At 71.8% G+C, this 19,515-nt stretch carries 18 protein-coding genes; 12 read left to right on the top strand and 6 right to left on the bottom strand.

The features are described 5' to 3' along the window. The first annotated feature begins 21 nt into the window (after positions 1-21). Positions 22-1,008 carry a tripartite tricarboxylate transporter substrate binding protein gene (locus tag GGQ83_RS04435; protein ID WP_184382369.1) on the top strand — a complete coding sequence of 329 codons (987 nt, stop codon included), beginning with the start codon at positions 22-24 and terminating at the stop codon, positions 1,006-1,008. A 144-nt stretch (positions 1,009-1,152) separates the two neighbouring features. Further along, on the top strand, positions 1,153-2,640 hold the full coding sequence (locus GGQ83_RS04430) for a flavin monoamine oxidase family protein (RefSeq protein WP_184382368.1): 1,488 nt from the start codon (positions 1,153-1,155) through the stop codon (positions 2,638-2,640). Between the two features lie 7 nt (positions 2,641-2,647). On the opposite strand, the gene GGQ83_RS04425 is transcribed toward GGQ83_RS04430, so the two are convergent. Together GGQ83_RS04425 and GGQ83_RS04420 are read right to left on the bottom strand one after the other, a co-directional pair. Further along, positions 2,648-4,780 carry a DUF294 nucleotidyltransferase-like domain-containing protein gene (locus tag GGQ83_RS04425; protein WP_184382367.1) on the bottom strand — a complete coding sequence of 711 codons (2,133 nt, stop codon included), beginning with the start codon at positions 4,778-4,780 and terminating at the stop codon, positions 2,648-2,650. Beyond that, positions 4,777-5,409, bottom strand: a complete 633-nt coding sequence (locus tag GGQ83_RS04420) for an esterase (protein ID WP_184382366.1) — start codon at positions 5,407-5,409, stop codon at positions 4,777-4,779. The genes GGQ83_RS04425 and GGQ83_RS04420 overlap by 4 nt, the downstream gene beginning before the upstream one ends. A 284-nt stretch (positions 5,410-5,693) precedes the next feature. On the opposite strand from GGQ83_RS04420, the gene GGQ83_RS04415 reads away from it, so the two are divergent. From GGQ83_RS04415 to GGQ83_RS04395, 5 genes are all read left to right on the top strand, one after another. After that, a complete protein-coding gene (locus GGQ83_RS04415; protein ID WP_242535011.1) occupies positions 5,694-5,960 on the top strand; it encodes a DUF4212 domain-containing protein in 267 nt (88 codons plus the stop codon). A 14-nt stretch (positions 5,961-5,974) separates the two neighbouring features. Next, entirely contained in the window at positions 5,975-7,825 is a 1,851-nt protein-coding gene (locus GGQ83_RS04410) for a sodium:solute symporter family protein (protein WP_184382364.1), read from the top strand. A 106-nt stretch (positions 7,826-7,931) separates the two neighbouring features. Then, positions 7,932-8,333: a hypothetical protein gene (locus tag GGQ83_RS04405; protein ID WP_184382363.1), complete on the top strand. Its 402-nt coding sequence runs from the start codon at positions 7,932-7,934 to the stop codon at positions 8,331-8,333. 71 nt (positions 8,334-8,404) lie between these two features. Continuing rightward, positions 8,405-9,163, top strand: a complete 759-nt coding sequence (locus GGQ83_RS04400) for an enoyl-CoA hydratase/isomerase family protein (RefSeq protein ID WP_207018086.1) — start codon at positions 8,405-8,407, stop codon at positions 9,161-9,163. A gap of 35 nt (positions 9,164-9,198) precedes the next feature. Further along, the gene (locus GGQ83_RS04395) at positions 9,199-10,476 is read left to right on the top strand and encodes a Zn-dependent hydrolase (protein ID WP_184382362.1); all 1,278 of its coding nucleotides are present in this window, start codon (positions 9,199-9,201) and stop codon (positions 10,474-10,476) included. A gap of 92 nt (positions 10,477-10,568) precedes the next feature. Here GGQ83_RS04395 and GGQ83_RS04390 read toward each other — a convergent pair whose 3' ends face one another. Further along, on the bottom strand, positions 10,569-11,966 hold the full coding sequence (locus tag GGQ83_RS04390) for an aminotransferase-like domain-containing protein (protein WP_184382361.1): 1,398 nt from the start codon (positions 11,964-11,966) through the stop codon (positions 10,569-10,571). Between the two features lie 164 nt (positions 11,967-12,130). Between GGQ83_RS04390 and GGQ83_RS04385 the strand changes: the two genes are divergently transcribed. From GGQ83_RS04385 to GGQ83_RS04375, 3 genes are read left to right on the top strand one after another with little or no spacing between them, the layout of a single operon-like run. Further along, on the top strand, positions 12,131-12,376 hold the full coding sequence (locus GGQ83_RS04385; RefSeq protein ID WP_184382360.1) for a DUF1127 domain-containing protein: 246 nt from the start codon (positions 12,131-12,133) through the stop codon (positions 12,374-12,376). Between the two features lie 19 nt (positions 12,377-12,395). Then, positions 12,396-13,277 (top strand): class I SAM-dependent methyltransferase, encoded by an 882-nt coding sequence (locus tag GGQ83_RS04380; RefSeq protein WP_207018088.1) that lies wholly within the window; start codon positions 12,396-12,398, stop codon positions 13,275-13,277. Positions 13,278-13,294: 17 nt separating this feature from the next. Continuing rightward, positions 13,295-13,774, top strand: a complete 480-nt coding sequence (locus GGQ83_RS04375) for a glutathione peroxidase (RefSeq protein WP_184382359.1) — start codon at positions 13,295-13,297, stop codon at positions 13,772-13,774. Between the two features lie 165 nt (positions 13,775-13,939). Here the strand turns inward: GGQ83_RS04375 and GGQ83_RS04370 are convergent, their stop codons facing one another. From GGQ83_RS04370 to GGQ83_RS04360, 3 genes are read right to left on the bottom strand one after another with little or no spacing between them, the layout of a single operon-like run. After that, on the bottom strand, positions 13,940-15,160 hold the full coding sequence (locus GGQ83_RS04370; protein ID WP_184382358.1) for an MFS transporter: 1,221 nt from the start codon (positions 15,158-15,160) through the stop codon (positions 13,940-13,942). Positions 15,161-15,211: 51 nt separating this feature from the next. Then, entirely contained in the window at positions 15,212-15,604 is a 393-nt protein-coding gene (locus GGQ83_RS04365; RefSeq protein WP_184382357.1) for a hypothetical protein, read from the bottom strand. Next, positions 15,601-16,644 (bottom strand): hypothetical protein, encoded by a 1,044-nt coding sequence (locus GGQ83_RS04360; RefSeq protein ID WP_184382356.1) that lies wholly within the window; start codon positions 16,642-16,644, stop codon positions 15,601-15,603. Before GGQ83_RS04360 ends, GGQ83_RS04365 begins: the two co-directional genes overlap by 4 nt. A gap of 94 nt (positions 16,645-16,738) precedes the next feature. Between GGQ83_RS04360 and GGQ83_RS04355 the strand changes: the two genes are divergently transcribed. Both GGQ83_RS04355 and GGQ83_RS04350 read left to right on the top strand, forming a co-directional pair. After that, positions 16,739-17,710 (top strand): 2-hydroxyacid dehydrogenase, encoded by a 972-nt coding sequence (locus tag GGQ83_RS04355; RefSeq protein WP_184382355.1) that lies wholly within the window; start codon positions 16,739-16,741, stop codon positions 17,708-17,710. Between the two features lie 108 nt (positions 17,711-17,818). After that, positions 17,819-19,504, top strand: coding sequence for a DEAD/DEAH box helicase (locus GGQ83_RS04350; protein WP_184382354.1), 1,686 nt, complete (start codon positions 17,819-17,821; stop codon positions 19,502-19,504). Positions 19,505-19,515 lie beyond the last annotated feature (11 nt).

Here is a 19,515-nt window from a genome sequence, read left to right as displayed (position 1 = left end):
CCACCGGGAGGATAAAAACCCATGACCATCATCCGCGCGGGCGGCATCAGCCGCCGTGGCACCTTCATGCTGGGCGCCGCGGGCGCCGCATCCCTCGCCACGCCCGCCATCGGCCAGTCGCCCTTCCCCAACCGCCCCATCCGCCTGATCTGCCCCTGGACGCCGGGTGGCAGCACCGACATGCAGATGCGCGCCATCGCGGAAATCGCGTCGCGCAAGCTGGGCCAGCCCATCTCCATCGAAAACCGGCCCGGTGCCGGCGGCGTCATCGGCCCGCAGGCGGTCGCGCAGGCGCAGCCCGATGGCTACACGCTGGGCCAGCTGCCCATCAGCGTGTTCCGTCACCCGCAGATGGTGCAGCGCCCGCTGTTCAACCCGCTGGAGGACTTCACCTACGTCATCCACCTGACGGGCTACCTGTTCGGCACGGTGGTGCGCGCCGACAGCCCCATCCGCACCCACCAGGAGCTGATCGAGCGCGCGAAGGCGCAGCCTGGCCGCCTCTCCTACGGCTCGCCGGGCGTGGGCACCTCGCTGCACATCACGATGGAGCAGATCGCGCTGGCCGCCGATGCCGAGTTCCTGCACGTGCCCTTCCGCGGCTTCGCGGAGAACATCGCGGCCCTGCTGGGCGGGCAGATCGACGTGCTGGCCGACAGCTCGGGCTGGGCGCCGCTGGCGCTCGATGGCCGCGTGCGCGTTCTGGCGGTGTGGGGGCGTGAGCGCGCGAAGCGCTTCCCCGACGTGCCGACGCTGCAGGAGGTGGGTGTGCCCGTCGTCTCCGCCTCGCCCTATGGCTTCGGTGGCCCGAAGGGCATCCCGGCCGAGATCGTGGCCAAGCTGCACGACGCCTTCAAGGAGGCGCTGGAGGACCGGGCGCATCTGGACGTGCTGGACCGCTACGACATGCTGCCCTGGTACATGAACAGCGAGGACTACGCCGCCTTCGCCCGCCGGACCTTCGAGGAGGAGGGCGTGATGATCCGGCGCCTGAACCTGCGGATCTAGTCGCGCCCGCGAGGGCGGCCTGACCGGCCGCCCAACCCGCGACCCAGGCCGCCGCACACGTCCTGGTTGCAGGGCGCGTGCCCGGAACCTTAACCTTGGCCGCAAGCGGCAACAGCCGCACGTCCAGGAGAAGGGCCGAAGGCCATGGCACGCACCCCGCTTTTCGGCCATCTGCAACGCGCCCTCGCGCTGGCCGCCTGGGCGCGGCGCCCCGGCGCACCGTCCGCCGAGGCCCTGCTCCATCACCGCCTGCCCCGGCGCGCCTTGCTGGGCGGCGGCGCGGCCCTGGCCATCGCCCGCCCCCAGCCTGGGCTGGCGCGGAGCGACCGGCGCGTCGCCATTATCGGCGGTGGGCTGGCGGGGCTGGTGGTGCTGGACCGTCTGGTCACCGCCGGCCTCTCCCGCGTCACCCTGCACGAGGCAAACACCCGGCTCGGCGGGCGCATCCACAGCGGACCCGACCTGCTGGGCGCCGGCACGGTGGTGGAGCTGGGCGGCAGCTTCATCAACTCCGAGCACGAGGACATGCTGGCCATGGCCCGCCGCCTCGGCCTCGCGCTGGAGGATGGCGAGGAAGGCCCCGCCGCCGACCTCGAGACCACCTATTTCGTGCAGGGCGCTCGGCGGGGCGTGGCCGAGATCGTGGCCGAGGCCGGCGGCTTCATGCCCGCACTCGAACGCCTCAAATCCCTGCCCGAGGCGGAACAGGATGCGATGTCGGCGGCGGCGATGATGGACAGGGCGGGCATCACCGGCTGGCTGCGCCGCCTGCTCGACATCGGCCTCACCCAGGAGATGGGGCTGGAGCCGGAGCTGATGTCCGGCCTCTACTTCTCCCACAGTTTCACGCCGGGTCCGGAAATGCTGCGTCGCGGCCTCTTCGCCTCCGACCAGCGCTACCAGGTGGCGGGCGGCAATGACCGCGTGCCGGCGGCGTTGGCGCGGCTCCATGCGGGACGGATCGAGACGGGGCGGCGGCTGGTGGCGCTGCGCCCCGCGGGCCAGGGGTATCGCGCCGTCTTCGCGGGCGGCGGGGCGGTGGAGGCGGAGATGATGGTCCTCGCCCTGCCGCTGACCATGCTGCGCCAGGTGGAGATCACGCTGGACCTGCCACCGCTCGCGCGGCGCGCCATCGCGGAGACGCGCTACGGCACCAACGCGAAGCTCTTCGCCGGCACGAATGCCCGCCCCTGGCGCGCGGCGGGGCAGAGCGGCGAATGCCTGAACGATCTGGGCTACCAGACCATCTGGGAGGACCACGCCCGCCCCGGCACGGGCGCGGGGGCCATGACCATCTTCGCAGGCGGCCAGGCGGGGCTCGGCTTCCGCACGGGCCGCCCGGAGGCGCGCGCCCGCGCCGCCATGGCCTCGGTGGACCCGGCGCTGGCGGGGGCCGGGGCGGGGTTCAACGGCCGCGCCAACCGGATGCACTGGCCCTCCAACCCCTATGCGGGCGGCAGCTACACCTGCTTCGCGCCCGGGCAGATGACGGAATTCGCCGAGGCCCTGGCCCCGCGCGCCGGCCTGTATTTCGCGGGCGAACACATGAGCGAGGACCACTCCGGCTACATGAACGGCGCGGCCGAGAGCGGGCGGCTGGTGGCGGAGGCGATCCAGGCCGCGCTGGCCTGACGCCGGCTCACACCCCCTGCAACAAGTCGCGCAGCATCTCGCGCATCGTCTCGATGCGGCCCAGCGCGTCCTTCAGGTGGTCCTGGTCCTGGCGCGACAGCCGCGCCAGTTCCACCCGGTTGCCGGGGGTGATGCCGGCCTCCAGATCCGCGATCTGCTGCGCCAGCAACAGGCGCAGCAGGAAGCCGTGCACATCGGCGAGCAACGCGGCATCCGTCTCGCCGCGCCCGGCCTGGGCCGCCGCCTGGCGCAGCCGCTCCGGCGTGGCGAGCGCCGTGACGCCATGGCGCAGCGCGATGACGCGTGCCCCGGCCGTGATGGGCAGCAGCGCCCCCGATTTCAGATCCACCCGCCCGGCCTCATCACGCCGGATGCGGCCGAACAGGCCCAGCGGCGCCGTGTGCCCGCCCGCGATCTCGCCCATGGCGCGCAGCAAGGCGGGCGCACCGCGCGCCGTCTCGGTGGCGGCCACGCGCAAACCTTCGGCCAGCGCCGCGCCGCCCGCCGTGGGCGCATGGGCCGGCGTGAAGTCATAGAAGATGTCGAGGTTCAGCATGGCCGCCGGCTCCGGCCGCCGCGCCCATTCCGCCAGCTGCGCCCGCCATTCCGACAGCCGCCGCCGCCAGGGGCGGTTGCGCGCCATCACGCCGCCCTTGCAGAGCGGAATGCCCGCCTGGTCCAGCATCGCGTTCACGCGGGTGGCGAGGCGCGTGAACCAATCCTCGGCCGCATCCAGGTCGCCGGTGTAGCCATCGGCGATGACCAGGGCGTTGTCCTGGTCCGGGGCCAGCAGGCTCTCACCCCGGCCGCCCGAGCCCAGCACCAGCAGCGCGTAGTCGGCCGGGGGCGACCCCAGCTCGGCCTCGGCCAGTTCGGCGGCGCGGGCGGTCATGGCGCGGTTCTCGGCGGCGATGATGGCGGCGACGGCGCGCGCCTCCAGCCCATCGGCCAGCAGCCCGGCGGCCAGGCCCGGCAGCGCCGCCTGCACCCGCGCGAGGTCGGCGGCCCCCGTCGCGGCCGCGATTTCGTCGCCCACGGCGAGCGTGGCCAGCGCGCGTTCGCGCAGCAGGGTGCGCAGCGTGAAGATGCCGCAGAGCCGCCCGCCCTCGGTCACGCCCAGGTAGCGCAGGTTGCGCCGCGCCATCAGCCCCAGCGCGCGGTAGAGGAAGGTGTCGGCGGGCGCGGACAGCACCGGCCGGCTCATGAAGCGCGCGATGGGGGCGGCCATGGCGCCGCCTTCCGCCCCCATCTGGGACATGGCGCGCAGCATGTCGCGTTCGGTGACGATGCCGTGGCCTTCGGCGGTCTCCACGAAGACGCTGCCGATGCCGCGCGCGTGCATGAGCTGCGCGGCCTCGTGCACCGTCGCCGTCTCCGCGATGGCGATGACGGGGCTCGACATCACATCCCCAAGGCGCGTGCGGTAGAGGAAGCTGTCCGTCGCCCGCTGCCCGCCCGCGCGCATGGCGGCCAGGGCGTAGTCCGGCCGCCCGCCGCCAGCCATGCGGTCGAACCAGCCCGCGCGTTCCTGCCGCGCGATGAGATCGGTGGCGCGGCGGGAGAGCGTCTCCGCCTCGCCCAGGGTGCGGATGCCGGCTTCCTGCAGGCGCGGCAGCAGCGCGGCATAGATGCGGGCCGTGGCCTGGGCATCGCCCCAGGCGGTGTGCCGCCCCTCCACCGCGATGCCGAGGCCGAGCGCCAGCCCGTCCAGCGAGGTGTCCACCAGCCCGCGATCCAGCCCGGCCGCCAGGAAGGCCACGTCCAGCACGCGCGGTTCGCGCCAGGTGAGGTCGTGGCGCCGCGCCTCGTGGCGCAGCACCGCCAGGTCGAAATGGATGGAGTGGCCGACCACCACCGCATCGCCCAGCCAGTCCAGCAATTCGGGCAGGATGGCGGGGAGCGGTGGGTGCTGGGCCACGTCGGCATCGGTCAGCCCATGCACGCGGCTGGCCACGGGCGGGATGGGGCGGCCGGGGTTCACGATGCGGTCGAAGGGTGCATCCGGCACCAGCTCCGCCCCGCGCATCCGCACCGCGCCGATCTGCACGATGCGGTCCTGCCGCACGTCGAGGCCGGTCGTTTCCGTGTCCAGTACCGCCACCTCCAGCGCGATCAGCGGCGTGGCGGCGGAGATGGTCACGGCACGCGCATCCGCGCCGAAAGCTCCTCGGCCAGGCCGGGCAGGTCGAGCTTGCGGCGCAGCTTCGCCTGATACTCGATGAAGCGGAACGCCACGTTGTTCACCACCATCATCTTGTCGGCCTGGCGCACGCTCTCCTCGATGGGGGCGTGTTCCAGCAGGCGCAGCGCGGTGGCGATGGAGATGGCGTCGGGCTTCAAGGGCGGGCGGGAGAGGAAGACGGGCAGGCGCGCGTCGAACTCCGCCACCAGGTCATCCCAGCCCGCGGCGGCGCGGTGCTCGGGCAGGGCTTCGCTCTCCAGCACCTCGCGGTAGAGCGCGGCCAGCACGGGGGCGCGGGCTTCGGGGTCGGGCGGCAGGCGGTCGCGCAGTTCCGCCTCCAGGATCAGGATGAGGTCCTGCGCGGCGACGCCGAAGCCCTCCCATTTGCAGATGGTCAGCGCGAAGCCGAAATCCGCGTCCTGGAACAGGCGCGGCCCGGCCAGCAATGTACGGGCGCGCAGGTAGGAATAGCTCGCGCCCTGGGCCAGGTAGGCCGCGCCGGCGCGGATGGCCTCCACGGCGGCGGGCCAGTCCGCGCGGCCGCGCGCCTCCTTGAAGATGGCCCCGATCCAGCCCTGCACCGCCATGTCACCCCCCCATTTGCGCCCAGTGTGCAGGGGGCCGGAGGGCCGCCGCAAGCACACCGACAATTTCACATGAAAATTGACAGAATTTCTGTTTGACGCCCGTTGCCTTGCTGCGAGACCATTGTTTCGCGCAGCAATCGGTCGTCAGACACCGTGCGGAACCGAAATTCTGACTCCGGCCAAGGCCCGGGATGTTTGCGCGTGCAACCAGGGGGTGGGTCCGAAGACGCACGGACTGGCGTCTTCGCGTGGCCTTCTCCCCATCACGATGGGAGGGATGGGCGTTGTCGGACAAACTGCCACCGGAAGTGGCGGAGGCGCACTGGGCCAAGACGCGAAACCTGATGTGGGTTTCGCTGGCCATCTGGGCGGTCTTCAGCTTCTTCATCCATATGTTCGTCACGGTGCTGAACGGCGTCGTGATCGCGGGCTTCCCGCTTGGCTTCTACATGGCCGCGCAGGGGTCGCTGATTGTCTTCGTCATTCAGATTTTCTGGTTCGCGCACCGGCAAAATCAGATCGACGAGGAATTCGGCGTGGCCGAAGACTGAGGGGAGGAATGAACATGTCCCTCTCCATGAAGGGTGATTTCACGGACAACCTGGGCAAGATCTACGGCATCTATGTCGGTGGTTTTGCCGCCTTCGTCGTGCTGATGGCCATCGCGTCCATGGTCGGCGTGCCCGACCGATGGATCCTCTGGGCCTATATGGCCGCGACCATCGGCATCTATGCCTTCATCGGCATCATGTCGCGCACCGCGCAGGTCTCGGAATACTACGTGGCCGGACGCTCGGTGCCCGCGGTCTACAACGGCATGGCCACCGGCGCCGACTGGATGTCGGGGGCGAGCTTCGTCGGCATGGCGGGCACGCTGTTCGTGCTGGGCTATGACGGGCTCGCCTTCGTGCTCGGCTGGACGGGCGGCTATGTGCTCGTGGCCGTGCTGCTGGCGCCCTATCTGCGGAAATTCGGCGCCTACACCGTGCCGGACTTCCTGGGCACGCGCTATGGCGGCAACGCGGCGCGGCTGGTCGGCATCATCGTGCTCTTCGCCTGTTCCTTCACCTACATCACGGCGCAGGTCTATGCCTCCGGCATCATCGCCTCGCAGTTCCTGGCGATCGACTTCCGCTGGGCGGTCTTCGCGGGCCTCGCGGGCATCCTGGTCTGCTCCATGCTGGGCGGGATGAAGGCGGTGACCTGGACGCAGGTGGCGCAGTACATCGTGCTGATCGTGGCCTACCTGCTGCCGGCCATCTGGATGTCCACGGTGCAGACCGGCGTCCCGCTGCCGCAGATCATGTATGGCGGCGCGCTGACGCAGATCGCGGAATACGAGCGCATCCTGAACGTGGCGCGGACCCATGTGGCCCCGTTCCAGACCTACAGCGCGCGCGACTTCTTCTTCCTGATCTTCTGCCTGATGGTCGGCACCGCCTCGCTGCCGCACATCCTGATGCGCTTCTTCACCACGCCCACCGTGCGTGAGGCGCGCAAGTCGGTCGGCTGGTCGCTGTTCTTCATCTTCCTGCTGTACTTCACGGCGCCCGCCTACGCCGCTTTCTCGAAGTTCAACCTGATGGGCCTCTTCGTGAACGCGGAGGGCTACCGGCTGGCCTTCACCGCCATCCCGGCCTGGATGCTCGAATGGGGCTCCATCGCGGGGCACCAGCTCGTCACCATCTGCGGGGTGAAGGCGGAAAGCGTCATGGCCATCCAGGCGGCCTGCGAGGCGCGCGGCCATGTGGGGGGCTTCCCCTACAGCGAGCTGCGGCTGAACAACGACATGATCGTGCTGTCCACGCCCTCCATCGCGGGCATGCCGATCTGGGTCGTGGGGCTGGTGGGCGCGGGCGGCTTCGCGGCCGCGCTGTCCACCGCCGATGGCCTGCTGCTGGCCATCGCCAACGCGCTCAGCCACGACGTCTACTACAAGATGATCGACCCCAAGGCCGACACGAAGCGCCGGCTGCTGGTGGCGAAGATCCTGCTGGTGGTCGTCGCCATCGCGGCGGCGCTGCTGGCGCGAACCCAGCCATCGGACATCCTGTCCATGGTGGCCTGGGCCTTCTCCATCGCGGCCGCGGGCCTCTTCGCGCCCCTTGTTCTGGGCGTGTGGTGGAAACGCACGACCAATGCAGGCGCCATCCTCGGCATGGCGGCGGGCTTCGGGGTCACGATGTTCTACCTGGTGGGCAGCGTCTACGGCATGGACCTCACGCCACGCACCGGCGACGAGATCAGCTGGTTCGGCGTCGCCGCCATCTCCTCGGGCATCTTCGGCGTGCCCGTGGCCTTCATCGTGACCATCGTGGTCTCGTTGGTGACGCCGCCACCCAGTCCTGAAATGCAGGACTTCGTGGACCGGCTGCGGCTGCCCAAGGGCGGCAACATGATGGTGCAGACGCACTGAAACGGGGCGGGGCGTGCCGGCTTGCCGGCCGCCCCGTTCTTACCGAACATCATCTGGGGCGCGGGGTCCATCATGGTCCCGCGCCCCTTCCGCATGAGGCAACCGGATGCAGGCTTCCGCCCTTCGTGGCCTATTCTACCTGGCGCTGGCCTATGTGCTGGCGGTGGGCACCTTCCTGATCGGGGGCGCGCCGCCCATCGTCGCCATCTATCTGGGCGGCACCTATGCGCTGACGGCCATCACGGCGCTGCTCTTCTCGCGCGGGGTGCTGGAATTCGCCATCGGCGTGGACCGCGACATCGCCTTCTTCGTGGTGCTGCGGCGCCTGACGGACCCGATGCTGGCGCTGGTCGCCCCCCTCTCGCCGGGCTTCCTGCTGCCCTTCGCCGTCTCGCTCTACGGGGCCTTCCTGTTCTTCTTCCTGAAGCTGTTCCTGTTCGGCGACGGCTTCCTGGGCGTGCCGCCGCTGTTCATCCTGTTCTTCCTCGTCATTGCCTCGGCGTTCTGACCGGTTGCTTTGCCTCGACGCGACGCGCATTCCGCGTCACCCTTGCCGCTGAGGCAGGACGAGGAAGGCCCTTGAACGACACGACCACGGATGCCGTGCGGGCGGAGCATGATGGCCCCGTCACCACCCTCTGGCTCAACCGCGCCGCGCGCGGCAACGCGCTGGGCACGGAGCTGGTGGAGGCGCTGGAGACGGCGCTTGATGCGAGCCTCGCCGCCGGCACGCGCCTCATCATCCTGCGCGGCGAGGGGCGGCATTTCTGCACGGGCTTCGATCTCTCGGACCTCGACACCGCCTCGGAAGGCGACCTGGCGCTGCGCGTGTTGCGGATCGAGCTGCTGCTGCAAAGGCTGCACGCCCTGCCGGTGACGACGCTCGCCATCGCACAGGGCCGGGCCATGGGCGCGGGGGCGGACCTCTTTGCCGTCTGCGACCACCGCCTCGCCCTGGAAGGCTCCAGCTTCGCCTTCCCCGGCGCCGGTTTCGGCCTGGTGCTGGGCACCGGGCGGCTGGCCGGGCTGGTGGGCGATGGCGTGGCGCGGCGCCTGCTGCTGGCGGGCAGCGCCCTCCCGGCGGAGGAGGCGGCCCATATCGGCCTCGCCACGCAACACCTGCCGGAAGACGCGCTGCCCAAGGCCATCGCCGCCGCGCGCACCGCCGCGCTGCGCCTCGATGCTCCCACCGTCGCCGCGCTGCATGGCCGCACGCGCCGCGCCGATGACGCGGGCGATCTCGCGGCGCTGGCGCGTTCCGTGGCGCGGCCGGGGCTCAGGCAGCGCATCCTGGACCACCGCGCCCGCACCCAGGCGGCAAAGGCCCCGCGCGCATGAGGCCGCGCGGCGGCCCCGGCCCCGTCCTCCCGCCCATGGCGTTGCCCTCCCTCGGGCTGCGCGACGCCGTGGCCGCGCAGGCGCCCCTGGTGCAGCGGCTGCTCGATGAGGTGGCGAGGGTGGGTGCCGACCCGCCCGGCATCACGCGCGAGGCCTTCGGCCCCGGCGAGAACGCCGCCTTCGCCCTGGTGGCCGAGGCCGGCGCGGCACTGGGCCTCGCGGCCAGCACGGATGCCGCCGCCAACCTCTCGCTGCGCTGGGCGGCGCGCGAGCCCGCCGGCAAACCCCTGCTGATCGGCTCGCATCTGGACAGCATCGCGCAGGGCGGGAATTTCGACGGGGCCGCGGGCGTCATCGCGGGGCTGGGCGCGGTGGCGGCGCTGCAGGCCGCCGGCATCACGCCGCGCCGCGACATCGAGGTGCTGGCCCTGCGCTGCGAGGAGGCGGTGTGGTTCGGCCTCGGCCTGGTGGGCTCGCGCGGCATGCTGGCGCGGCTGCCTCCGGGCGCGCTGGACCTGCCGCACGCCCGCACCGGCCTGAACCTGGCGCAAAGCATCGCGGCCTGCGGCGGCGACCCCGCGCGGCTGCGCGCGGGCTTGCCCCTGCGCGACCCGCGCGAGATCGGGGCCTACCTGGAAATCCATATCGAGCAGGCCCCGCAGTTGATCGAGGCCGGCGCGCCGCTCGGCATCTGCCTCGCCACGCCGGGCAATCTGCGCCACCCGCGCATCCGCATCCTGGGCGAGGACGCGCATACCGGCCTGCCGCACCGCTTCCGCCGCGATGCCGCGATGGCCGGGGCGGATTTCGCGCTGGCCCTCGAACGCTTCTGGCTGGCCGAGGAGGATGCGGGCTACCCCATGGCCGTCACCATCGGCCGCTTCCACACCCTGCCCGACCGCCACAGCATGACGGTGGTGCCGGGCGACTTCACCCTCAGCCTCGACCTGCGCGCCTATGATGCGGGGCACCTGCAGGCGCTGGAGGCACAGCTCGGCGCCATCGCGGCCGAGGTGGCGGAACGCCGCCACGTCACCATCGTGCTGGGCGAACGCAGCTGGGCGGCGCCGGGCATCATGGATGCCGCCATCGTGGAGGGGCTGGCGGGCGCGGCCGCGCGGCTGGGTGTCGCGGCACCCCGGCTGAACAGCCCGGGCAGCCATGACGCCAACAACTTCGCGGCGGCCGGCGTGCCCACGGGCATGCTGCTGGTCCGCAACGCGAATGGCAGCCACAACCCGCGCGAGGCGATGGAGACGGCGGACCTGATGGAGGCCATCGCGGTGCTGGCGGAGTGGATCGCGGCGGGCTGAGCGGCCGATTCACGCCGCCGCTGCGCGGCGACGATCGGGCGCCTTGGCCACGCGGCCGATTCACGCCGCCGCTGCGCGGCGACGATCGGACGCTAGATCACCGCGCCCTCGTCCAGCCGCGCCGCGGCCTCGTCGCGCACCAGCCCGGCGATGATCTCCAGCGCGGGGCCAAGCTCCGCCTCGGTCACATTGCCCAGGCAGAGGCGCAGCCCGGCATCTTGCGCCGTAGGGTCCGCCATGAAGGCCAGCGGCGAGGCGATCTGGATGTTGCGCTGCCCCGCCCGGCGCACGATGTCGCGCGCGCGCCCCACCGGCATGGGCAGCCACACCTGCAGCCCCGGCAGCGCGGTGGGGAAGACCGCATCGCCCAGCACCTCCAGCGCCAGGGCGTGGCGGCGGGCGGTCTCGGCGCGGATGGAGGTGGCCACCGAATCCAGCAGCCCATCGGCCACCGCGTGGCGCATCAGCGCGCAGGAATGCGGGCTGGTCATGCAGGTGGTGGATTGCAGCCAGTCGCAGGCCGGGTCCACCAGGGTGGGCGGGCAGGCCAGGTAGCCGAGGCGCAGGCCGGGAGCGAGGCTCTTGGAAAAGCTGGAGGCGTGGAACACCCGCTCCGGCGCCAGTTCCGCCAGCGAGGGCCCCGCCTCGGGCGCCAGGCAGGCATAGACATCGTCCTCGATGAGGATCAGGTCGTGCCGCCGGGCGAGCGCCACGATGCGCGCGCGGCGCGCGGCGGACATCACGGCACCCGTCGGGTTCTGCAAGGTGGGAACGAGGTAGAGGGCGCGCGGCGGGTCGGGCGCGCGCAGTGCCGCCTCCAGCGCGTCCGGGCAGACGCCTTCCGCATCCAGCGCGATGGGCACGAGGCGCCGACCCAGCCGGCGCGCGGCGGTCAGCGCCTGGGGGTAGCTCAGCGCCTCCACCGCCACGGGGCCTGGCGGCGCGGTGGCCAGGGCGATGAAGATGGCGTGCTGCGCGCTGGTGGTGATGAGCAGATGCCCCGGCTCCACCCGCAGACCTCGCGCGGCGGCGAGGTGCGCGGCGAGGAATTGCCGGTCCTGCGCGGTGCCGGCGGGCGGGCTGTAGCTGGCGAAGAGGGTGGGGTCGAGCGCCGCTGCGGCGGCGTCCAGCATGTCCGACAGCATGCGCGGCGTGAGGGTGGCCGCGGGCAGGTTCACGCTGAAATCCAGCCGGTCCGGCGCGCGGCGGGGGGCGGCCAGCACGAACATTCCCCGCCCATGCTCGGACCGTGCCAGGCCACGGCGCTGCAAGGTGGCATAGGCGCGGGTGACGGTGCCGACGCTCAGGCCCAGCTCCCGCGCGAGTTCGCGGTGGGCGGGCAGGCGGGCGCCCACCGGCAGGTGGCCGCGCGTGACGTCCTCGGCGAGGGCGGCGGACAGCCGCTCATGCGCGAGGCCGGTTCCGGGGGAGAGGCGGGGGGTCCAGTCGGTCAGTGTCCCGGGCTCCTGGCTAGGGATGTGCCAATACACTTGTAGCCAAGGCGTGGCTGCCCGTCGAGTCGCACATGGATGGTGTGAAACCCTTGAATATCAATCATTCCCATATCCTCCGGATGTTGCTGCGCTGCGAAATGCTCGATTGACACATCAGCGTGACACTGGCCCGATGTGTCTCCGCAAGGAGGTAGTGTACCATGACACATCTGCCCACCCGCCCCTTCCCCCCGTTGCGCGAGCCGCAGGCCAGCGCGCGCGATCCCTGGGCCCCGCCGGCGCCGCGTGGCGCCTGGCACCGCTTCGTCGCCTGGTGCCAGGACGCCGCGCAACGCCGCCGCACCCGTCGCCTCCTGGCACAGCTCGACAACCGGCAGCTGCACGACATCGGCATCTCGCGCAGCGAAGCAGCGGCCGAAGCGCAAAAGCCCTTCTGGCGGCTGTAGGACACCCCATCTGGAGGGGGTGACACGCAGCCCCCTCCCCGCCGCCGCCGACCTGCTGCTCTGGGCCTGGACGCCCTGGCGGCGGCTGGCGGCGGCCGATCTCTACGAAAACCTCGCCACCCGCGCCTTCACGCGGGAGGGGCTCTACCTGAACCTCGGCCTCTGGCGCACCGCCCGCACCATTGACGAGGCGTGCCCCGCGCTCGCCACCCTTGTGGCCGAGGCCGCCGCGATGGGGCCCGCGGATGAGGTGGTGGATGTGGGCTTCGGCTTCGCCGACCAGGACATTCTCTGGGCAAGGCGCTTCGGGCCGAGACACATCACCGGGCTGAATGTGACACCGGTCCATGTGCGGCTCGGCCGCGCGCGGGTGCGGAGGGCGGGTCTGGCCGACCGGATCACGCTGCGCCTGGGCTCGGCCACCGAAATGCCCCTGCCTGATGCGAGCTGCGACGTGGTGACGGCCGTGGAATGCGCTTTCCACTTCCACACGCGCGAGGCCTTCCTGGCCGAGGCCTTCCGCGTGCTGCGCCCGGGCGGGCGGCTGGTGCTGGCCGATATCATCCGCGCGGCCCCTGACGCGGACCCCATGCGCCGCCGCTGGCAGGAGGTGAGCTGGCGCGGCTTCGCCACCAAGTTCGACATCCCCGCCGCCAATGCCGACACGCGCGACGCCTACCTGGAAAAGTTCCGCGCGGCGGGCTTCGAGGGCACCACCGCCACGTCCATTGGCCACGACGTCTTCCCCGGCTGGCACCGCGCCCTGGCCGAGGACCCCGCGCTCTTCGCCCGCCTGCCCGCCTCGGGCCGCCTGCCCTACCGGCTGCTGCGGCGGCTACCTGCGGAACGGGTCTATGCGGCCCTCGACTACGTGCTGGCGGTGGCGCAAAAGCCGCGCTGACCGGAAGGGAGGGGCAGATGGGCTTCCATGATTTCACCGCGACGCTGAACGACGGCACCGAGCAGCCGCTCTCGGCCTATCGCGGCCGCGCGGTGCTGGTGGTGAATGTCGCGTCCAAATGCGGCTTCACCCCGCAATACAAGGGTTTGCAGGCGCTGTATGAGCGCCTGCACCCGCGCGGCCTGGACATCCTGGCCTTCCCCTGCGACCAGTTCGGCCACCAGGAACCGGGCACCGATGCCGAGATCGCGACCTTCTGCGAGAAGAATTTCGGCGTGACCTTCCCGCTGTTCCAGAAGATCGAGGTGAACGGCAAGGGCGCCCACCCGCTCTACCAATGGCTGAAGGCGGAGAAGGGCGGCGTGCTGGGCAGCGCCATCAAGTGGAATTTCTCCAAGTTCCTGGTGGACCCGCAGGGCCGCGTCGTGGACCGCTTCGCGCCCACCACCAAACCCGAGGCCCTTGCCGAGAAGATCGAGGCGATACTCCCTGCCTGATCAGGCGCTGCGCCATGCTTTGCCGCGACTGATTCACCGCGCCGGCTGCCGCCTCCGCGGATCAGGCGCTTTGCCGCGACTGATTCACCGCGCCGGCTGCCGCCTCCGCGGATCAGGCGCTTTGCCGCGACTGATTCACCGCTCCGCCGATTCCGCCTCCGCGGATCAGGCGCTGCGCCCCTCGCGGTGCTGCCGCCGCAGCAGCTCCGCGATGATCACCAGCTGCACCAGGTTCACCGCGATCCCCACCCACCAGGCGGCCGCGTAGAAGCCCACCCGGTCATAGATGAAGCCGGCCAGCCAGGCGCCGGCCGCCATGCCGGACAGCGACACGAACAACAGCACCGGCACGCGCCACGCCGCCTCCAGCGCCGGGAACAGCCCGCGCACCGCCAGCACATAGGCGGGAATGATGCCGCCGAAGCCCAAGCCATAGGCGGCCGAGACGAAGAACAGCCCCGCCTCGTCCTGCGTCGCCAGGAAGCCCAGCATGCCGACCACCTGCGCGAGCGAGCCGAACATCACCGTCCACAGCCCGCCGATCCGATCCGAGAGCCACCCCCAGAATTGCCGCGCCAGGAAGGCGCAGAGCAGCAGCACCGACAGCATGGCCGCCCCCCGCGAGGCCGCGATGCCGAGGTCGCCGCAGAAGGCCACCAGATGCGCCGCCGGCATGGCCATCGGGATGCAGCAGAGGAAGGAGGCTGAGGCGATGACGGCCAGCGCCACATTGGGCCGCATCCCCAACACCCGCCGCCCGGCCGAGGCCCGCACCCCGCCATATCCCCCCACCGGCACCGGCGCGGGGCGGATCACCAGCGCGCCCAGCGTCACCACCACCGCCGAGGCGAAGATGCCATAGCCCAGCATCGTCCATTGCCACCCCACCCAGGCGATGGCGCGCTCGAAGACAAAGGGCCACACGAAGCCCGCGATGTATTGCCCCGACGAAACCAGCGCCAGCGCCGTCCCCCGCCGCCGGTCGAACCACAGCGAGGCATAGGCGACCATGGGTGCGAACAACGCGCCATTGCCGAACAGCCCCACCCCCAGCCCGATGCCCACCAGCAGCGACCAGGCCTCGCCCAGCGAGGCGAGCGTCAGCCCGGCCAGGATGGCGAAGCCCCCCAGCATGGCCACCGCCCGCTGCCCGAAGCGCGAAGCCAGCAGCCCGCACATCACCCCGCCCACGCCCGTGCCCAGATAGGCGAGCGAGGTGGCGAGCGAGGGCAAGGACCGACCGGTGCCGAGATCCTCCGCGATGGGAACGAGGCCGATGACCACCGTCAGCGGCGCGCCGGCCGCGAGCGCCAGCATGGTGGTGGTGGCGAAGGCGATGGTCCAGGAGGCGCGCGTCTCCACGCTGGCCTCGGCAGCATCCGGCATGGGTTCCCTCCGGCGGCCAGTCTCCGTGCGGGCGGGGCGCGCCGCAAGCCGTCAGGCGGGGATGTCGTAGTCCGCCAATTCGGGCCGCATGGCCTCGATCACGAAATCCACGAAGGCGGAGGGCGCGTCGAGGTAGAATTCGCGGTCCGAATAGGCGCCCACCATCGCCTCCAGCCCGCGCGCGCCCAGCCAATCGGCCAGGGCCTGCAAGTCCGCGCGCGGCGTGTCGCTGAGGAAGGCGACCTGGGAACGCAGCTTGTCGTCGTCCCGCGCCGTGGTGGCGCTGCGGCTGAATTGCAGGTCCACATTGGCGCCGGGCTGACGCAGCCAGATGGCGCGTTCGGTGCGGCGCAATTCCACGAAGCCCAGGCATTCGCGCAGCATCGCCACCACCAGCTCGAAATGCGCAGCGTCGATCCGGTTGGCGACGTGGTTGAACCTCATGCGGCGGGCCTCCTGCGGATGCGCCAGGTGGTGTGGGGGTCGCCCCAGTCGGCGCGCTCGGGCGTGTCCAGCAGCAGGAAGCGGTCATGGACCTGGAGCATGCCCTCCACCAGCCCCTGCCAGCCCTCGAAGACGCAGGGGTGCAGCGAACCGAGGCCGCGCAGCAGGCGGAAGCCGGTGCGACGGACCAGCACCGATGCGCCCTCCTGCGTGATTTCGGCGCTATCCCCTTCCGCCTCCGCCCAGGCGACGAGCAGGCGAGCGAAGCCCATCGCCCCTCCCTCGCCCGCCACGCCCAGGCCCTCGGCGGTGGCGTGGAAGCTCTGCGCGCCGACGAGGCGGCCGGCGACATTGCCCAGGTGCCGCGCCTCGGCCGGGCCCAGCACCTCCGCGAGGCGCGGCAATCCGCTGCGGATATATTCCATCGCGTAGTTGCGCGCGGCCTTGGCCTGGCGCTCGGCGGGCCAGTCGGCCGCCGGCAGGCGGGGGGCGGCATCGGGATCGAAGGGCGGCGGGTCCTCGCCGGGGCGAAACAGCAGCCGTTCCTCCGGCGCCAGGTCGCGGTCGTGTTCCAGGAAGTAGCCGGAAAGCCCGTGCTGGCCGTCGGTGGTCTGCGCGGTGCAGACGAAGCCCAGCCTCGGGTTGCCCAGCGACACCCCGTTCTGGGCGTACCAGCCGCGCAGCATGGCGCGCGACACCTCGGACGGCACGCCGCAGATGGACGCCCCGGGGTAGACCCAGCGCGGCGGCACGAAGCGCACCCAGGCCTTCCGGTCGCTCTCGCGCATGAACTCGACGGACACGCCGCCCACCTGGTTGGAGAGGTAGTGATAGGCCGCCGCCCGCACCGCGTCCGGCAAATGCGACAGGCCGAGCTTGCCCAGGCTCGCCAGGAATTTCTCGTGGTGCTGGTGGCGGAACAGGCGGAACACCCATTTGGCGGCGTCGGCCCCGCCGCGCCGGCTGCTGACCGTGAGAATCAGCCCGGTGAAATAGGCGTGGTAGAGCTCCGCCACCGCGGCCCAACGTTTCTCCTGCATGGCGGAATGGTCCGTGCGCGCCGAAGCGAAGTCAACGCGGCTGGTCGCCGGGCCGCGTCCATGCCCATCATTCCGGCATGGAGAAAGACGCCCGATGACCCACAAGCTCGTCCTGATGGAAAACCCCATGAGCCCCGCCGAGATGGCGCGCGACATCCTGCCGCGCGGCTTCGACATGGTGGTGGCCCGCCCCGGCACGCCCGCCTTCACGGAGGCCGTGCAGGACGCGGACTTCCTGGTGGGCTTCGCCAGCGCGGGCCTGGACACCGCCTTCTATGCCGGCGCGCCCAGGCTGCGGCTGCTGCAATTGCTGAGCGCCGGCTATGACCGCTGCGACATCGAGGCGGCCCGGGGTGCGGGCGTGCCCATCAGCACCAATGGCGGCGCCAACGGCAATGCGGTGGCCGAGCACGCGCTGATGCTGATGCTGGCGGTGGGCAAGCGCCTCATCTGGCAGCACCGCACCGTCACCGCCGGCGGCTGGCGCGGCCAGTCCAACGACCAGCCGGGGCTGATCGAGCTGCGCGGCCGCACGCTCGGCATCGTGGGGCTGGGCAATATCGGCAAGAAGGTGGCGCGGCTGGCGCGCGCCTTCGGCATGCACGTCATCTATTTCGATCAGGCCCGCCTGACCGAAGAAGCGGAGGACGCGCTGGAGGTGCGCTTCCGCCTGCTGCCGGAAATCCTGGCGCTGTCCGACATCGTGACCCTGCACGTGCCGCTGACGGCGGCGAGCCGGCACATGATCGGCGCGCCCGAACTCGCCGCCATGAAGCCCAGCGCCATCCTGGTGAACACCAGCCGCGGCCCGGTGGTGGACGAGGTGGCGCTGCATGACGCGCTGGCCGCGAACCGCATCGCGGGCGCGGGGCTGGACGTGTTCGAGCAGGAACCACCCTCGCCCGCCAACCCTCTCTTCACGCTCGACAATGTGGTGCTGACGCCACATCTGGCCGGCCCCACGGCCGACAACGTCCTCGCCCGCTTCCGCAACGCCTTCGACAATTGCCAGCGCGTGGCGCGGGGGCAGAAGCCGTTCTGGGTGATTCCGGAGCTGGCGGGGTAGCGCCCGATCGTCCCGGCATAGCCGGGCGTGAATCGGCCGCGAATCAGGTGGCTGCCCCGCGCGATCCGCGCTTGACGCGGCCCGCGCGCGGGCACACCCCTCCGCCTCATGTCCTTCGACCATCTGCCCGCCCCGCTGCAGGCCGCCCTCTCCGGCCGCGGCTACGCCGCCCCCACTCCCGTCCAGGCCGCCGTGCTCCAGCCGGAGGCGGCGGGGCGTGACCTGCTGGTCTCCGCCCAGACCGGCTCAGGCAAGACCGTGGCCTATGGGCTGGCGCTGGCGCCCGAACTGCTGGGCGAGGCCGCCCGCCTGCCCGCCGCCGGCGCGCCGCTCGCCCTCGTCGTCGCCCCCACCCGCGAACTCGCCCTGCAGGTGAAGGCGGAACTGACCTGGCTCTACGCGCCGGCCGGGGGGCGCATCGTCTCCTGCGTGGGCGGCATGGACCCGGTGGCGGAGAAAAGACTTCTGATGCAGGGCGCGCACATCGTCGTCGGCACGCCGGGCCGGCTGCGCGACCACCTGGAGCGCAACAACCTCGCCCCCGCCGCGCTTCGCGCCGTGGTGCTGGACGAGGCGGATGAGATGCTGGATCTGGGCTTCCGCGAGGAGCTGGAGGCCATCCTCGACGAGGTGCCGGCCGAGCGACGCACGCTGATGTTCTCGGCCACCGTGCCGCGCGGCATCGCGGCCCTGGCCAAGAGCTACCAGCGCGACGCGCTGCGCATCGAGGCCACCAGCCAGGGCGAGGCGCATGGCGACATCGAATACCGCGCCGCCCTCGTCGCTCCGCATGAGCTGGAGCGCGCGGTGGTGAACGTGCTGCGCCTGGAGAACCCGCGCATCGCCATGATCTTCTGCGCCACCCGCGCCACGGTCGCGCGGCTGCGCGGCAATCTGTCGGAACGCGGCTTCTCCACCGTGGCGCTTTCCGGCGAGCTGTCCCAGACCGAGCGGCTGCGCGCGCTGCAAAGCCTGCGCGACGGGCACGCGCGCATCTGCGTGGCGACCGACGTGGCCGCGCGCGGCATCGACCTGCCCGATCTCGGCCTCGTCATCCACGCCGAGCTGCCGCGTGATCCGGAGACGCTGCTCCATCGCAGCGGCCGCACGGGGCGCGCCGGGCGCAAGGGTGTCAGCCTGCTGCTGGTGCCGCACATCCGCCGGCGCCTCGCGGAGCGGCTGTTGCAGGCGGCGAAGGTGAAGGCGTCCTGGGGCCCCGCGCCCTCGGCCGACGCCATCCGCGCGCGCGATGCCGAGCGCCTGGCCGAACAAGCCCTGGCGCTGGCCGCCGAGGAACCGGCGGAACAGGATCTCGCCATCGCGCGGCGCCTGATGGCGGACCCGGCGCTGGCCGGGCGCGGGACGGAGGCGCTGGCGGCCGCCTTGGTGCGCGTGCTGCGCGCGCCGCTGCCGGCGCCGGAGGAGCTGTCGGAAATCCAGGAACGCCCCGCCCCGCGCGGCACCTTTCCGCGCGACCCTGGGCCGCGCGACCCGCGCCCCACGCCGGAAGAGGGCGGCGGCCAGGGCGTGTGGTTCCGCATGGATGTGGGCCGCGCGCAGAACGCCGATCCGCGCTGGCTGCTGCCCTTCCTCTGCCGCCGCGGCCATGTGACGCGGCAGGAGATCGGCCGCATGCGCATCATGGAGCGCGAGACGCAGTTCGAGGTGGCGCCCTATGCCGCCGGCCGCTTCGCCACCGCCGCCCGCCGCGCGGTGGGCGAGGATGCGAATATCCGCGTGGAACCCATGCAGCCCATGGGCCGCCCGCCCGGCAAGCGCCCGCAACGGGCCTGACCCGCGCGGGG

Source organism: Roseococcus suduntuyensis (genome assembly GCF_014196305.1).
GTDB lineage: Bacteria > Pseudomonadota > Alphaproteobacteria > Acetobacterales > Acetobacteraceae > Roseococcus > Roseococcus suduntuyensis.
The sequence above is the reverse complement of the archived record's forward strand: the minus strand, read 5'-3'. Positions and strand labels throughout refer to the sequence as shown.

Coding starts and splice junctions, on each gene's coding strand:
- GGQ83_RS04435 (WP_184382369.1), top strand. CDS start 22: ATGACCATCATCCGCGCGGGCGGCATCAGCCGCCGTGGCACCTTCATG.
- GGQ83_RS04430 (WP_184382368.1), top strand. CDS start 1,153: ATGGCACGCACCCCGCTTTTCGGCCATCTGCAACGCGCCCTCGCGCTG.
- GGQ83_RS04420 (WP_184382366.1), bottom strand. CDS start 5,409: ATGGCGGTGCAGGGCTGGATCGGGGCCATCTTCAAGGAGGCGCGCGGC.
- GGQ83_RS04410 (WP_184382364.1), top strand. CDS start 5,975: ATGTCCCTCTCCATGAAGGGTGATTTCACGGACAACCTGGGCAAGATC.
- GGQ83_RS04405 (WP_184382363.1), top strand. CDS start 7,932: ATGCAGGCTTCCGCCCTTCGTGGCCTATTCTACCTGGCGCTGGCCTAT.
- GGQ83_RS04395 (WP_184382362.1), top strand. CDS start 9,199: ATGGCGTTGCCCTCCCTCGGGCTGCGCGACGCCGTGGCCGCGCAGGCG.
- GGQ83_RS04385 (WP_184382360.1), top strand. CDS start 12,131: ATGACACATCTGCCCACCCGCCCCTTCCCCCCGTTGCGCGAGCCGCAG.
- GGQ83_RS04375 (WP_184382359.1), top strand. CDS start 13,295: ATGGGCTTCCATGATTTCACCGCGACGCTGAACGACGGCACCGAGCAG.
- GGQ83_RS04370 (WP_184382358.1), bottom strand. CDS start 15,160: ATGCCGGATGCTGCCGAGGCCAGCGTGGAGACGCGCGCCTCCTGGACC.
- GGQ83_RS04365 (WP_184382357.1), bottom strand. CDS start 15,604: ATGAGGTTCAACCACGTCGCCAACCGGATCGACGCTGCGCATTTCGAG.
- GGQ83_RS04360 (WP_184382356.1), bottom strand. CDS start 16,644: ATGCAGGAGAAACGTTGGGCCGCGGTGGCGGAGCTCTACCACGCCTAT.
- GGQ83_RS04355 (WP_184382355.1), top strand. CDS start 16,739: ATGACCCACAAGCTCGTCCTGATGGAAAACCCCATGAGCCCCGCCGAG.
- GGQ83_RS04350 (WP_184382354.1), top strand. CDS start 17,819: ATGTCCTTCGACCATCTGCCCGCCCCGCTGCAGGCCGCCCTCTCCGGC.